Origin of the sequence: Desulfitispora alkaliphila (genome assembly GCF_050433185.1) — a bacterium.
In the GTDB taxonomy this organism is placed as follows: domain Bacteria; phylum Bacillota; class Desulfitisporia; order Desulfitisporales; family Desulfitisporaceae; genus Desulfitispora; species Desulfitispora alkaliphila.
In genome coordinates this window covers 1-14631 of the sequence record NZ_JBNPXS010000055.1, presented here as the reverse complement: position 1 = coordinate 14631, position 14631 = coordinate 1, and the positions used below count along the sequence as shown (strand labels likewise).

At 40.2% G+C, this 14631-nt stretch carries 13 protein-coding genes and 1 other RNA gene; 1 reads left to right on the top strand and 13 read right to left on the bottom strand.

The genetic code is table 11. The features are described from left to right. Nucleotides 1–67 precede the first annotated feature (67 nt). Entirely contained in the window at nt 68–253 is a 186-nt protein-coding gene (locus GGQ84_RS14270) for a helix-turn-helix domain-containing protein (RefSeq protein WP_429163479.1), read from the bottom strand. Nucleotides 254–428: 175 nt separating this feature from the next. Between GGQ84_RS14270 and GGQ84_RS14265 the strand changes: the two genes are divergently transcribed. Continuing rightward, complete coding sequence (locus GGQ84_RS14265; RefSeq protein WP_429163478.1) at nt 429–1478, top strand: EF-Tu/IF-2/RF-3 family GTPase; 1050 nt, start codon at nt 429–431, stop codon at nt 1476–1478. Nucleotides 1479–1548: 70 nt separating this feature from the next. Here the strand turns inward: GGQ84_RS14265 and ssrA are convergent. The 12 genes from ssrA to GGQ84_RS14205 form a co-directional block, all read right to left on the bottom strand. Further along, nucleotides 1549–1900, bottom strand: a transfer-messenger RNA (tmRNA) gene (gene ssrA / locus GGQ84_RS14260). Nucleotides 1901–1905: 5 nt separating this feature from the next. Continuing rightward, nucleotides 1906–2370 (bottom strand): SsrA-binding protein SmpB, encoded by a 465-nt coding sequence (gene smpB / locus GGQ84_RS14255; protein ID WP_429163477.1) that lies wholly within the window; start codon nt 2368–2370, stop codon nt 1906–1908. A 127-nt stretch (nt 2371–2497) separates the two neighbouring features. After that, nucleotides 2498–4615: a ribonuclease R gene (gene rnr / locus GGQ84_RS14250; protein WP_429163476.1), complete on the bottom strand. Its 2118-nt coding sequence runs from the start codon at nt 4613–4615 to the stop codon at nt 2498–2500. Between the two features lie 103 nt (nt 4616–4718). Beyond that, nucleotides 4719–5504, bottom strand: a complete 786-nt coding sequence (locus GGQ84_RS14245) for an alpha/beta hydrolase (protein WP_429163475.1) — start codon at nt 5502–5504, stop codon at nt 4719–4721. A 104-nt stretch (nt 5505–5608) separates the two neighbouring features. After that, nucleotides 5609–7642, bottom strand: a complete 2034-nt coding sequence (locus tag GGQ84_RS14240) for a sodium-translocating pyrophosphatase (RefSeq protein ID WP_429163474.1) — start codon at nt 7640–7642, stop codon at nt 5609–5611. A 95-nt stretch (nt 7643–7737) separates the two neighbouring features. Then, nucleotides 7738–7956: a preprotein translocase subunit SecG gene (gene secG, locus GGQ84_RS14235; protein ID WP_429163473.1), complete on the bottom strand. Its 219-nt coding sequence runs from the start codon at nt 7954–7956 to the stop codon at nt 7738–7740. 104 nt (nt 7957–8060) lie between these two features. After that, nucleotides 8061–9347 (bottom strand): phosphopyruvate hydratase, encoded by a 1287-nt coding sequence (gene eno, locus GGQ84_RS14230; protein ID WP_429163472.1) that lies wholly within the window; start codon nt 9345–9347, stop codon nt 8061–8063. Between the two features lie 2 nt (nt 9348–9349). Next, nucleotides 9350–10876: a 2,3-bisphosphoglycerate-independent phosphoglycerate mutase gene (gene gpmI, locus GGQ84_RS14225; RefSeq protein ID WP_429163480.1), complete on the bottom strand. Its 1527-nt coding sequence runs from the start codon at nt 10874–10876 to the stop codon at nt 9350–9352. Between the two features lie 28 nt (nt 10877–10904). Beyond that, a complete protein-coding gene (gene tpiA, locus GGQ84_RS14220; protein WP_429163471.1) occupies nt 10905–11654 on the bottom strand; it encodes a triose-phosphate isomerase in 750 nt (249 codons plus the stop codon). Between the two features lie 4 nt (nt 11655–11658). Continuing rightward, nucleotides 11659–12846, bottom strand: a complete 1188-nt coding sequence (locus GGQ84_RS14215; protein ID WP_429163470.1) for a phosphoglycerate kinase — start codon at nt 12844–12846, stop codon at nt 11659–11661. Next, the gene (gap, locus tag GGQ84_RS14210) at nt 12847–13854 is read right to left on the bottom strand and encodes a type I glyceraldehyde-3-phosphate dehydrogenase (RefSeq protein WP_429163469.1); all 1008 of its coding nucleotides are present in this window, start codon (nt 13852–13854) and stop codon (nt 12847–12849) included. 373 nt (nt 13855–14227) lie between these two features. Beyond that, complete coding sequence (locus GGQ84_RS14205; protein WP_429163468.1) at nt 14228–14446, bottom strand: DUF2680 domain-containing protein; 219 nt, start codon at nt 14444–14446, stop codon at nt 14228–14230. Between the last annotated feature and the right edge of the window lie 185 nt (nt 14447–14631).

Genomic DNA, 14631 nt, shown 5'->3' with positions numbered 1-14631 from the left:
AGCTTTTGAAGAAGAAATACGTACTTTGCTATATGAATAAACCATCCATAATATTACAGTTGGAAAATTAGTTCAATTTGCTATTGCAATTTAGGTTTTCTATAAATTTGTTTAAATCTTCTTTCTTAACTCGCCAGTGGCGACCAATTTTAAATGCTTTAATTTTTTCTTCCTTTACTAGCTTATATGTTGTTATTTCGCTAATTTGAAGGTATTTAGCTACTTGTGAAATAGTCATGATTTCTTTGTCCATTTAGGTTAAACTCCCTTCTAAAACTCTTTAAATTATATTATAGCATAGTTTATTTGTTTTGATAGGAGTAAATAAATCTGCTTTATGCTCAGCTATAATAGATTATATTTAGATAGATAATTTTATATTAGATGTTTTACTTGGAATTTATGATAGACAAAATGAACGCTTAGAATTGTTTCAAGGGGATGATAAGCGAGAGCTTGTACCACTAAATGGACAAGGACTTTCTGACCCAATAGCTAAAAGCTTATTGAGCGAAGATCATTATAAACAGCTGCAAGATGATATTGAGCTATTAGATATTGCGGGAGATCCCTTTGATGTGGACAAGATAAATCAAGGGCTGCTTACACCTATATTTTTTGGGAGTGCCCTTACCAATTTTGGAGTGCAAACCTTTTTAGATGAGTTCTTAAAATTAGCCCCTGCACCTACACCTAGGAAAAGCGATTTGGGTTTAATAGATCCTACAGATAGTGAATTTTCTGGGTTTATCTTTAAGATCCAAGCAAACATGAACCCAGCTCACCGAGATCGGATAGCTTTTTTGCGAATCTGCTCAGGTAAGTTTGAGCGCAATATGAGTGTAAATCATGTACGGGTGGGCAAAAATATTAAACTAACCCAACCGCAACAATTTTTGGCTCAAGACCGCCATATTATCGAAGAGGCTTATCCAGGAGACATTATTGGCCTTTTTGACCCAGGAATTTTTCGCATTGGAGATACACTGACAAGTAACAGCTCTTTTCAATTTGAAAAATTACCTCAGTTTACCCCGGAACACTTTGCCAGGGTTACAACAAAAAATGCTTTCAAACAAAAGCAATTTTACAAGGGACTACACCAGTTAGCTGAGGAAGGAGCAGTACAAATATACAAGACCTTTTTGCGGGGCTCTGAAGATATTATCTTAGGGGTTATTGGCGAGCTCCAATTCGAGATATTTGAACACAGGCTTAAAGGTGAATACGGAGTTGATTTAATCTTCGAACGGTTACCACATGAGATTGCACGCTGGATAAAAAGTGATAAAAAGATAGATCCACTGAAATTAGACAGTTATGGTTGCCTCTATGTAAAAGATAAGGATGACAATCTAGTAGCACTATTTGAAAGTGATTTTGGCTTGCGCAGACTTCTAGATAAGTATCCCAACTTTAGCTTTCAGACCATTAATGGAGAAGATGCTAGTGAGGATATAACTTATTTTAGAAAATAAAAAAATCCAGATGAGCAAAAACGCATCATCCAGACTTAAGTACATAAGTTATATTCAATTGTTATATTATTGGTGGAGGCGGCGGGAATCGAACCCGCGTCCGAAGGAGTACCCACAAGAGCTTCTCCGAGCGCAGTCTGCATTTTAGGTTTCGCCTTTATGCCGCCCACAGACAGGCTGCGTCAAGGCTAGCCCAGTTATTTTCCCCAGTGGTTACTGAGCAGTTGCCACTGAGTATCCTGCTTAGTTTGTCATCCGTTACCTCACCGCAGGAGCAGAGGTAGGGATGTTAGCTGCTTTATGCAGCTAAGGCTAAATTATTATCTTCAGCGTTTAATTATTTTTCCACCGTTTTACGGGCTAATGGAACCCCGGCTCGCTACTCATGCTCATACTTCCCCCGTCGAGACCAGTGCGCCCCCATGAATTAAACCATTTTCTGCTTTTCTCTAAACGCCTTGGCAATTTCTCGCTTTGCGTCTCGGTCTGCTATATCTCGGCGCTTATCATGGAGCTTCTTTCCTCGAGCCAGTGCTAACTCAAGTTTAGCTCTACCATACTTAAAGTACACCTTCAAGGGTACTAAAGTTAATCCCTTTTGTTGAATCTTGCCTATCAACTTGTTGATTTCTGCCTTATTCAGCAACAGCTTTCTCGGCCTAGTGGGATCATGGTTGTTAATGTTTCCCTGTTCATAATGACTTATATGCATATTATGAAGCCATGCTTCTCCCTTGTCAATACGAGCAAAGCTATCCCTCAGATTAGCCTTGCCTGCACGCAAAGATTTGACCTCTGTTCCCTTTAACACTAGGCCAGCTTCATAAGTTTCCTCGATTGCATAATCGTGTCTAGCTTTTCTGTTGTCTGTAACAATCTTCTTGTCAGCCATATGGTATCCACCTCAGAAAAATTAGCCCTTTTGCAAATGCAACTTAGTCATCTACAAAAGGGTTATTCGTGTCATGCACTGTATAGTATATTATAACATATGGACTATATGTGTCAACAGGAACAATTTACACTAATTCAAAATCAATTTGTCTAGCCTCTTTATCCACTTTAACTACTTGAATTTCTACTCTATCGCCCAATTTGTAGATTTTGTTAGTGTGTTGCCCCACAAATGCCATTAACTCTTCAACGAATTCATAGTAGTCATCTGCCATGGCGGATACGTGCACTAGCCCTTCCACGCTGTTATCTAACTCTATAAACATTCCAAAGGGAAGCACCGATGAAATAATTCCATCGAATTTTTCTCCCAGGTGCCTTTCCATAAACTCTACCTTCTTCATATCTACACTTTCTCGTTCAGCTTCTTCTGCTACTCTCTCTCTAATTGAAGTCTGATCAGCAAAGTTATCCATCTTTTTGAACCATGTTGGCATTTTACCTCGGGCCTCTTTGTTCTCCCAGCTTTCTCTCAAAACTCTATGCACTATCAAATCCGAGTAACGTCTAATAGGCGAGGTGAAATGGGTATAGTATTTTGCTGCTAGCCCAAAATGACCTAGGCAAGTTGAGGCATAACGGGCATGCATCATAGATCTCAACATCACCGTGTTTATAATTCGCTCCTGAGGCCTTCCAGCTACTTTTTCTACAATTTCCTGATAGGACTTAGGATGAATTTCATTGCCCACACCTTTGATGTGATAGCCGAAGTTATGCATAAACTCATTCAATGTTTCGACCTTACCTTCGTCTGGCTCTTCGTGCACCCTATAAATACCGGGCTTGTCCAACCAGTAGATATGCTCTGCCACCGTCTCATTGGCAACTAGCATAAATTCCTCAATAATCTTTTCCGCAATAGAGCGCTCTACCTTAATTATTTCTGCCGCTTTACCCTGATCGTCTAATTTAACTTTACTCTCGGGAAATTCAAAGTCAATAGCTCCCCTATTAATTCGTCTTTGCTTCAGGATTAAAGCCAACTGTTCCATCATCTCAAAGCTTTCTACTAGCTCACCATACTCTTCTCTAACCTCTTTATCCTTATCTACTAGAATCTTTTTCACTGCCGTATAAGTCATTCGCCTATCTATGTGGATAACCGATGGGAAAATCTCATAATTAACAACTTGGCCCTTTTGATCTATTTCCATTTGACAAGATACAGCCATTCTATCCTCGCCTGAATTCAAACTGCAAATACCATTTGACAACTTAGAAGGCAACATGGGTATCACTCGGTCAACTAAATAGACACTATTACCCCGCTTATATGCTTCATTGTCTAGCTCACTTCCAGGTTCCACGTAATATGAAACATCGGCAATATGAACACCTAGGGAGTAATTGCCGTTTTCCAGTACTTTAACGTTAACAGCATCGTCCAAGTCCTTGGCATCCTCTCCATCGATGGTAACCATTTGAACATCCCGCAAATCCTTTCTGTTTTCATAAGCTTCAGGTGCGGGCTCAAAGGATATCTGATTCACTTCCTCCATCACTTCTTGGGGAAAGTCCTCAGGCAACTTGTACTTTTTTATAATAGCTAGAATATCTACTCCTGGGTCCCCCGCTTTTCCAAGAACCATTGTCACTTTACCTTCTGGGTTTCTTCTGCTCTCAGGCCATTTTGTTATTTCTGCTACGACCTTATCACCACTATTAGCTCCACCTATTTCCCCTTTGGGAATATAAATATCCTGATATATGCGTTGGTCATCTGGGACTACAAATCCAAAGTTACCGTTTTGCTCAAAGCTCCCTACTACTTGCTTGTTAGCTCGCTCTAAAATTCGGATAACTTCGCCTTCGCGTCTGTTATCTTTTCCTTGTTTTCGATTTAATCGCACCATAATGCGGTCATTGTGCATAGCTCCATTGGAATCCTCTAAAGCTATATATACATCCTGTTCTTCAGCATTATCGGGAATTAAAAAACCAAATCCTTTATTGTGTCCTTGCAGTCTGCCTACTACTAGCCCCATTTTTTCAGGCAAGCCGTACTTTTTTTTGCGAGTTAAAATAACATCGCCTCGCTTTTCCATTTCTGCTAGTAGTTTTAAAAATTCCCCTATTTGCTCCGTGTCCTCTAACTCCATTGCCTCAACAAATTCTTCAGCTGTTAAGGGTTTATATGCTACTTCACGCATAAATGCGAATATTTCTTCTCTTTCAGCCACGTAAAATCACCTCTTTTTTTGTAATAGCTTAACCATTTTGTGAAGATTCTACACTACAGTTCTATTTGAAAAGATATTCCCTGTATAGCTTTTAGACACATTTTCATAACTTCCAATTATCACCTCTATTTTTACTAATAAATTTAATGATTTCTGTAGCCACTAGCTCTCGCTCAACATCAATTGTAGCCAAGTGACCCGACCGCTTCAACCAAATAAGTTGTTTCTTTTCTGTTCCCACTTTATTAAATATGTAATCTCCGCTTTTAGGGACCACCACTGGATCTATCTCACTTTGAATTACTAGTGTTGGCAAATCAATCCTTGAAAACTCTCCCTTTGTCTTTTTTATAAGATTAACTAAACTGGCAACACAGCTTAGGGGAATCTGAAAATAAGTAAAGCGGTCATTATCCTTATTCAGAGCCTCATCTTTACTGGATATTTTTTTTCGATAGTAGGGCTTAAAGTATTGGGCCACTGGAGTTAAGTAGCTCTTCTTATCTTGAAGGTAGATTGGAGCACAAATGCTAACAACACCTTTTAGTTTTACCTCCTTATTGATAGCGGCTGCGCGCAAACTCAAAAGCCCCCCCATGGAGAGACCTATCACAAATACTTCTTCACATTCTTCTGCCAAATACTCTATCCCTTTGCGTACAGACTCATACCAATGCTGCCAATTAGATTCCTTCATAGCCTCAGGTGTTTCACCATGCCCAGCTAGTAGCACTCCATACACAGTATAGCCTTGGTCATTAAGAGCTTCACCTAAATACCTCATTTCAGCCGGGGATCCTGTAAAACCGTGGACTAAGAGGCAACCTATGCCATTACCGGCAAAGTAAAATGGCTCTTTGCTTTTGTACTCTATTTTCACTTTTATCACCACTTTATGTAATACTTTCCTCTTACTATATATATTAAAGTTTATAGAAGGATTTTGCAAATTAAAAAAGCACTGCGCAAGTTTTTTGCGCAGTGCTTTTTTAATTACATAAATAGAGGTGCAAATACTAGTGATACAATTGTCATTAACTTAATCAAGATATTAATTGAAGGACCTGATGTATCCTTGAATGGATCCCCTACTGTATCACCGGATACAGCTGCAGCGTGTGCAGGTGAACCTTTTCCTCCATATTGTCCTGTTTCGATGTACTTCTTAGCGTTATCCCAAGCCCCACCAGCATTTGCCATCATAATAGCTAGTAAGAAACCTGTTACTAAAGCTCCTGCTAACATACCACCTAGTGCTTCTTTGCCAATTACTAATCCCACAAAAATCGGAGCTGCAACCGCCAATAGACCAGGTACTACCATTTCTCTCAGAGCAGCAGCCGTACTGATACTAACACACCTAGCGTAATCGGGCTTACCCGTACCATCCATTACACCTTTAATTTCTCTAAATTGACGTCTTACCTCTTCAATCATGTCACCAGCAGCTCTTCCCACAGCATTCATTGTCAACGCTGAGAATAAAAATGGTAACATACCACCAATAAATAATCCTGCTACAACTGTGGGCTGCATAATGTCGATTGCAGTAATTCCTGCAGCTTGGGTATAAGCTGAGAACAGAGCCAACGCAGTCAAAGCTGCTGAACCGATAGCAAAACCCTTCCCAATGGCAGCTGTTGTATTACCAACGGAGTCCAAACCATCAGTAATTTCTCGTACCTTAGGGTCTAACCCAGCCATCTCTGCTATACCACCTGCATTGTCAGCAATAGGCCCATAGGCATCAACTGCAACCGTCATTCCAGTTGTAGAAAGCATTCCAACAGCCGCTAAGGCAATGCCATATAAACCTGCAAAGTGATATGCAAGTAAAATTGCACTTACTATAACTATTACTGGCCCTACAGTAGAAATCATTCCTACCGCTACTCCGGCAATAGTATTTGTTGCTGATCCAGTTTGAGATGCTTTTGCGATATCTTTAACGGGTTTGTAGTGATCTGAAGTGTAGTATTCTGTGAGTTGTCCTATAATAATTCCTGCCACAAGGCCTGCAACAGTTGCGATGAAAGCTCCTAACCAGAAGGGCATAGATGAACCAACAGCCAATCCCTCCGGAGCAACTTCCGGGAGAAAGCTTCGAGTGATAAAGAAAATTGCTGCTAAAGATAATATTCCAGCTACATATGTACCTGTGTGAAGTGCTTTTCCTGCATCGGCTCCCTCTTTCGTTTTGACGAAAAATGTCCCAATAATGGATGCTATAATTCCTGCACCTGCAATCATTAGCGGTACCATAGTACCTTCTGCCATACCTACTGATGCTGCTATAGCAATAGCTGCTATAATTGAGCCCACATAAGATTCAAATAAGTCGGCTCCCATCCCAGCCACATCACCAACGTTATCACCCACATTATCGGCAATAACTGCAGGGTTTCTGGGATCATCTTCAGGTATACCTGCTTCCACCTTACCCACCAAGTCTGCTCCTACATCGGCGGCTTTGGTGTAAATTCCGCCTCCAACACGGCCAAAAAGTGCGATAGAACTGGCTCCCAGTGCAAAGCCATTAATAATCTGAGGATTGTCAAACAGCAAGTTTACAATTCCCAGTCCCAACAGACCAAGACCTACCACTGCCATTCCCATTACTGCTCCACCTGAGAAGGCAATACCTAGAGCCTGGTTTGCACTAGTACGTGCAGCATTAGCAGTCCTTACATTTGCTTTAGTGGCAACTTTCATACCTATGAAGCCTGCGCCACCAGAGCAAAGTGCCCCCAAAACAAAAGCCAATGCTGTATAAGGTTGCATGCTTTCTTCTCCTGTAGAAACCGATCCAGCTATAAAAATGATCACTGCCAAAACTACTACAAAAATAGCTAGGGTTCGGTACTGACGACTCAGAAATGCCATTGCCCCTTCAGAAATCGCGTTGGCTATTTCCTTCATGCGATCAGTTCCCTGTTCTGCACTGTTTACCCTTGCTGACAACACAAAGGCAAAAATTAGTGCAATCACACCTGCCACTGGTGCAACAAATGTTAAATCCATCCTCATTACCTCCTTGTTGATAGCCTTATGTATTTAATTATAATATTAAAACTCGGTGCTCTTATATTTTTGGATATAAAAGCACCGAGGAGCAGTCACACTTATATTAGGGAGGTTGTTAGAGTTATAAGTAAAAATAGCGCAGCTAGAACTATTGTAGCCTTGCCCAATACATCATCAAGACCCTTTTTCTTGCCGAAAAATTGCTCAGCACCACCGGCAATACTACCAAGTCCCGCACTCTTTCCAGATTGCATAAGTACTGTTGCTATAAGCCCTAGTGACACTATTACTTGAAATATTATCAACAATGTTTTCACCCTATCACACCTCCTACGTAAAATCATGACTACATTTTAACACATTAGACGAAGGAGTACAACTATTTTTCCATTTCCTGCAATGTAGTTATCTGAAAATTAGATTATTTGTTCAAGTTGTAGAAAACATCCTTGCCCAAGTACATTGCTAGGAAGTCTAGCTCATCTTCAATTCTCAATAATTGATTGTATTTTGCCACTCGATCACTTCTAGACGGAGCTCCAGTTTTAATCTGACCAGCATTAGTAGCCACTGCTAAATCTGCAATTGTTGAGTCCTCTGTTTCACCAGAGCGATGTGAAATTACCGCAGTATATCCAGCTCGCTTAGCCATTTCAATAGCATCCAAAGTTTCTGTTAGGGTACCAATCTGATTAACCTTAATTAAAATAGCGTTAGCTGTATCTGTTTCGATGCCTTTTTTCAATTTTTCAGTGTTGGTAACAAAAAGGTCATCGCCAACTAGTTGGATTTTTTTACCCAGCTTGTCAGTGATAAGCTTCCAGCCATCCCAGTCGTTTTCATCCAGTCCATCCTCAATTGATACGATAGGATATTTTTCAACCAAGTCCGCATAAAAGTTCACTAACTCTTCAGAAGTAAAACTCTTGCCCTCTCCCTCAAATTCATACTTGCCATCTTTATATAATTCTGTAGCAGCAACATCTAGCGCCAATAACACATCTGTGCCCGCACTATAACCTGCTTTTTCAACTGCTTCTAAAATTACATCTAGCGCTTCTGCATTAGAGCTTAAGTTTGGTGCAAAACCACCCTCGTCACCTACAGCAGTATTCAGGCCTTTGCCTTGTAATACTTTTTTTAGATTGTGGAAGATTTCAGCTCCCATACGCAGACCCTCTTTAAAAGTTTGAGCACCAACAGGCATAACCATAAACTCTTGGATATCCACATTATTATCGGCGTGCTCACCACCATTTAAGATATTCATCATTGGAACTGGCAATTGCTTTGCATTAACTCCACCTAAGTACTGGTACAGAGGCAACCCAAGTTCTGCTGCTGCCGCTTTTGCCACAGCCAAAGATACACCTAAGATAGCATTTGCTCCTAGTTTACCCTTATTGTGAGTACCGTCAAGTTCAATCATAACTCTATCTATTCCTATTTGGTCAGTAGCGTCAAAACCGATTATGTCTGGTGCTATCACCTTGTTTACGTTGTCTACTGCCTTTTGTACACCTTTACCTAAATATCTGTCCTTATCTCCATCTCTTAACTCCACTGCCTCATAGGCACCTGTAGAAGCTCCTGAAGGTACGCAGGCTCTTTCCACAACACCACTTTCAAGTACTACTTCTACTTCCACTGTTGGGTTTCCTCTTGAATCAAGTATTTCTCTAGCATAAACTTCACTGATGATAGTCAATGTTATTCCTCCTCAGTAATTATATTAGTACCAGTCATTTCTGCTGGCTTATCTATTTCTAGCATCGCTAATAGGGTAGGTGCAATATCTTCTAAAGCTCGACCTTGCTTTAACCTGCCACTTCTAAGTTTTTCACTCACCAATATCATAGGAACCACATTGCTAGTATGAGCAGTATGAGGCTTCTCTTCTACACCTACCATCTGCTCTGCATTGCCATGGTCCGCAGTCAATAAGGCATTGCCCCCAAGCTCAAGAACTTTGTCTATTACTTTACCCAGACACTGGTCTACCACTTCTACCGCTTTTACTGCAGCGTCAAAATCCCCAGTATGACCTACCATGTCTGGATTAGCATAGTTTAACACTATAACGTCAAATTCACCCTTATCTAGCTCTTTAATAACTCTCTCAGTAACCTCAGGTGCGCTCATTTCGGGCTTCATGTCATAAGTGGCCACACTAGGTGAGGGAATAAGAACTCTCTCTTCACCAGGTTCAGCTTTTTCCACGCCACCGTTAAAAAAGAAAGTCACATGGGCATATTTCTCTGTCTCGGCAATGCGAAGCTGTTTTAGTTCATTTTTGCTCAAAACTTGCCCAAAGGTGTTCTCTAAGACCTGGGGTGGAAAGGCCACCGGTGCGGCAATAGTTGCATCATATTGAGTAAAGCAACAGTAACTCACATCAACTGGCTTTTTACGCTTAAATCCTTCAAACTCCTTATCTACAAAGCAGCGTGTAATTTGTCGCGCTCTATCAGCCCTGAAGTTAAAAAATATAACGCCATCTCCATCGTTAATTGAAGCTACAGGGTTTTCTTTTTCATCAGTAACTACAATGGGCTTCACAAATTCATCTGTTACATCTTGTGCATATGAATTTTCAACAGCTGCTACAGGGTCTACAGCCTTTTCTCCTTCAGCTACAACTAAAGCGTTATATGCTAATTCTGAACGCTCCCAGCGTTTATCCCTATCCATAGCGTAATATCGCCCTATCACTGTAGCCAATTTTCCGCATTTAATTTCCTGGCATTTAGCATCCACTTGCTCAATATAACCTTTGCCAGTTCTCGGTCCCACATCGCGACCATCTAAGAATGCGTGTATATAAACTTTTTCAATCCCCTTCTCTTTAGCCATCTCTAAAAGCGCATATAGATGCTCAATATGACTATGGACTCCGCCGTCAGATAACAGGCCCATTAAGTGCAGCGAGGAGTTCTTTTGCTTTACTTGATCCATTACTTTTAGTAGTTGTTCATTTTCACTAAACTCTCCAGTTTTGATTGCTTTACTGATTCGAGTTAGTTCCTGGTATACTACTCTTCCAGCACCTATATTTAAATGCCCTACCTCAGAGTTCCCCATTTGCCCTTGAGGCAAACCTACTCTTTCACCAGAGGCAACCAGAGTTGTATTAGGGTAGCTGTTCCAGAGCCGTTCCCAATTAGGCGTGGATGCTGCAGCTATGGCATTTCCCTTTTTTGCGTCTTCCATTCCATATCCATCTAATATCATTAGCATTAACGGTTTTTTGTTCACTAAAACCACCTCAAAACTTGACTATTTGTGCAAAAGAATCCGGCTCTAAGCTAGCCCCACCTACTAGAGCTCCGTCAATATTAGGCTGCTCCATTAACTCTTTAACATTTGCTGATTTCACGCTACCTCCATATTGAATTCTTACTTGCTGTGCCGTTTCGCTTCCAAACCCTTCTTCAATCAACTTTCTAATATAAGCACATACTTCTTCAGCCTGCTGCGAAGTAGCTGTTTTGCCAGTTCCTATAGCCCAAACCGGCTCATAGGCAATTACCGTTTTTGCCATCTCCTCAGACGTCAGACCAGCAAAACCTACCTCAAACTGTTGTTTAATAACTGCTTCAGTTTTGCCTTGTTCTCGATCTTCCAATTGCTCACCAATGCAAGCTATGGGTGTTAAGTTGGCTTTAAGTGCTGCTTTTAGCTTTTTGTTCACAGCCTCATCAGTTTCTGCAAAATATTGACGTCGCTCTGAATGCCCTAAGACCACATATTTACAGTCTATGCTTTTAAGCATTCCAGGAGCAACTTCCCCTGTAAATGCTCCACTATCTTCCCAGTGCATATTTTGAGCAGCTATCCTTATATTAGTATTTGCAGTAACACTAATAAGGTGCCCAAGGGTTGTGAACGGCGCACATAATACTACTTCCACGTTGTCTATATCGCTAATTTGGGGCTGGAAGGATTTAACGAAGTCCTCAGCCTCCACATTGTTTTTATGCATTTTCCAGTTTCCAGCTATAATTGGTTTTCTCACATTATCACTCCTTGTCAGTTAAAGCATCCACACCGGGGAGCACCTTTCCTTCTAGAAACTCTAATGATGCTCCTCCCCCTGTAGATATATGGGAAATCTGCTCTGCTACTCCCATCTTCTCCACTGCAGCAACAGAGTCGCCACCGCCTACAATTGATGTTGCCTTAGATTCCGCTAGTGCCTTGGCTACACTCTCTGTTCCCTTGGCAAATACGTCCATCTCAAAAACGCCCATAGGCCCATTCCACACTACTGTTTTTGCCTGACTAACGGCGTTTGCATAGGCTTGAGCTGTTTCTACTCCTATATCTAAGGCCATCCACTCTTCAGGAACCTGGGTTGCTTCTACATTTTTGTGTTCACTGTCAGCTTTAAACTCTTTGGCCACCACCAAATCTGTTGGCAACATGAGTTTTACTCCCTGAGTCTCTGCTTTATTGATAAGTGACATAGCAAGCTCCACTTTATCAGCCTCTACTAGTGATTTGCCTAATTGATAGTCCTTGGCCTTTAGGAAAGTGTTTGCCATACCTCCGCCTATAATAAGCGTGTCTACTTTGCCCAATAAGTTTTCTATTACACTGATTTTATCAGAGACTTTTGCTCCCCCGATAATTGCCACAAAGGGGCGCTCAGGGTTACTTAAAGCTTTACCCATAATGCTAATTTCTTTTTCCATTAATAACCCGCAAGCACTGGTTAAATACTCAGTTACACCGGCAGTAGATGCATGAGCTCTATGGGCAGCTCCAAAAGCATCATTTACATAGTAGTCTGCCAGACCAGCTAGTTCCTTTGAAAATTGTGGGTCATTTTTTTCCTCTTCTGGGTTAAAGCGAGTATTTTCTAAAATCAGCACTTGTCCTGTTTCCATCTTTTCTACAGCTTCTTTTGCATCAGAACCAATGCAGTCGTCGGCTTTTAAGACTTCTAAACCTAGTAAATCTGCTAATCTCTTAGCTACTGGATCTAGTCTTAGGTCCTCTACTACTTTGCCCTTTGGCCTACCTAAGTGAGACATTAAAATTACTTTAGCACCATTGTCAGCTAAGTGCTTGATTGTAGGCAGTGCTGCTCTAATTCTCGTGTCATCTGTTATCTCTTTGCTTTCGTTGAGGGGGACATTAAAGTCCACCCTCACTAAGACCTTCTTACCTGCTACATCTAAATCTGAAACTGTAAGCTTATTCATTTAGGATAACCTCTCTCCAACATACTTAACTAAGTCAACCACTCTGTTAGAATATCCCCACTCGTTATCGTACCAAGATACTACCTTTACCATGTTTCCTTCCATTACCATAGTAGATAGGGCATCTACAATTGAAGAGTTAGGATTGCCATTGTAATCCATAGATACTAATGGTAATTCAGAATAAGCTAACACACCCTTAAGTTCACTTTGAGCTTGCTCTTTTAATACGTTGTTTACCTCTTCTACTGATACTTCTTTTTCCACTTCTACTACTAAATCCACAACAGAAACATTTGGAGTTGGAACTCTCATGGCAAATCCATTAAGCTTTCCTTTAAGTTCAGGTAGTACTAATGCAACAGCCTTAGCAGCTCCTGTTGTAGTTGGGATAATTGACATTCCAGCTGCTCTCGCTCTGCGCAAGTCCTTGTGTGCTTGGTCTAAAACCCTCTGATCATTAGTAAAGCTATGTACAGTAGTCATTAGACCTTTCTTTATACCAAACTTGTCATTTAATACTTTAGCAACTGGAGCTAAACAGTTTGTAGTACACGATGCATTTGAAATTACATGATGATTTGCTGCATCATATTTTTCTTCGTTTACCCCCATTACTATAGTAATATCTTCTTTCTTAGCTGGAGCAGAAATTATCACTTTCTTGGCTCCTGCATCTATGTGAGCTTTTGCCTTTTCTGCATCAGTAAAGAAACCGGTTGATTCTACTACTACATCTACACCTAAGTCACCCCAAGGTAGGTTTCCAGGCTCTCTTTCAGCTAGAACTTTTATATTTTTATCGTCAACCTTAATGTTATCGCCATCTACTTCCACTTCTCCATTGAAAATCCCATGAATTGAATCGTACTTAAATAGATGAGCGTTAGCCTCCGGGCTAGCCAAATCGTTAATTGCAACAACCTCTACTTCTGAATTTTCTAAGGCTGCTCTTAATACTAATCTTCCAATCCTTCCAAATCCATTAATACCTACTTTAATTGCCATTTTCACATTCCCCTTTCTTTGGATATCCATATTTGTTATTCAACATCAACTATTTAATTCCTCTTATTAGTGTAGGGAGATTAAATAACTCTTCAATGTCACAGATTAAGAAGTGCCACCTCCTATAAGTACTTAAACTGATTAGCTTTATTATTTGCTTGCATCAATAGATTATTCTATTTTTGTTTAGCATCCACAAGAGGGACCACCTTCGTCCCACAGGGTCGTTTTTTGTCTTTCGCTTTTTTCTTCAACATTATACCCTGGAATTCCTGCTTATACTTAGTATTTTTGCAAGCAAATGAAAAAATGACCCTAGCATATCACACAATTAAGGGTCATTTATAAATATTACTATGCAAATCTATAATTTCTAATTAGTTTTCTCTATACATTTCTTTTTACTTCTGGGACATTTAGGGATAAAGTCATTTTCCTCAAGCTTTTCATAGCGCTTCTCCATATGAGATATAATTTTATTACCTTTTTCTTTAGATATTACTCCATACTCTACATACTTATTAACCATTTCCCTTTTCTTTGAAAGAATATCCTTGTGGAGCGTAGTCTTATTATTTGTTATTTTTCTCAAGACTATGTTAGTAATATAATGTGTGATTTACACAACTTTTACATTCTCTTTAAAATATTCATAAAGTACATATGAGTAGGTTTTGCTATTTTGAGACTTTTGCAAAATAAGCTTTTTGCTTAAAAGTTGACTTTACCAATCAGCTGATCTTGCTAGTTTGACTTGAATAAAGTAAAGATTTCACT

Coding starts and splice junctions, on each gene's coding strand:
- GGQ84_RS14240 (WP_429163474.1), bottom strand. CDS start 7,642: ATGAGGATGGATTTAACATTTGTTGCACCAGTGGCAGGTGTGATTGCA.
- gap (WP_429163469.1), bottom strand. CDS start 13,854: ATGGCAATTAAAGTAGGTATTAATGGATTTGGAAGGATTGGAAGATTA.
- smpB (WP_429163477.1), bottom strand. CDS start 2,370: ATGGCTGACAAGAAGATTGTTACAGACAACAGAAAAGCTAGACACGAT.
- gpmI (WP_429163480.1), bottom strand. CDS start 10,876: ATGCTAATGATATTAGATGGATATGGAATGGAAGACGCAAAAAAGGGA.
- GGQ84_RS14215 (WP_429163470.1), bottom strand. CDS start 12,846: ATGAATAAGCTTACAGTTTCAGATTTAGATGTAGCAGGTAAGAAGGTC.
- GGQ84_RS14270 (WP_429163479.1), bottom strand. CDS start 253: ATGGACAAAGAAATCATGACTATTTCACAAGTAGCTAAATACCTTCAA.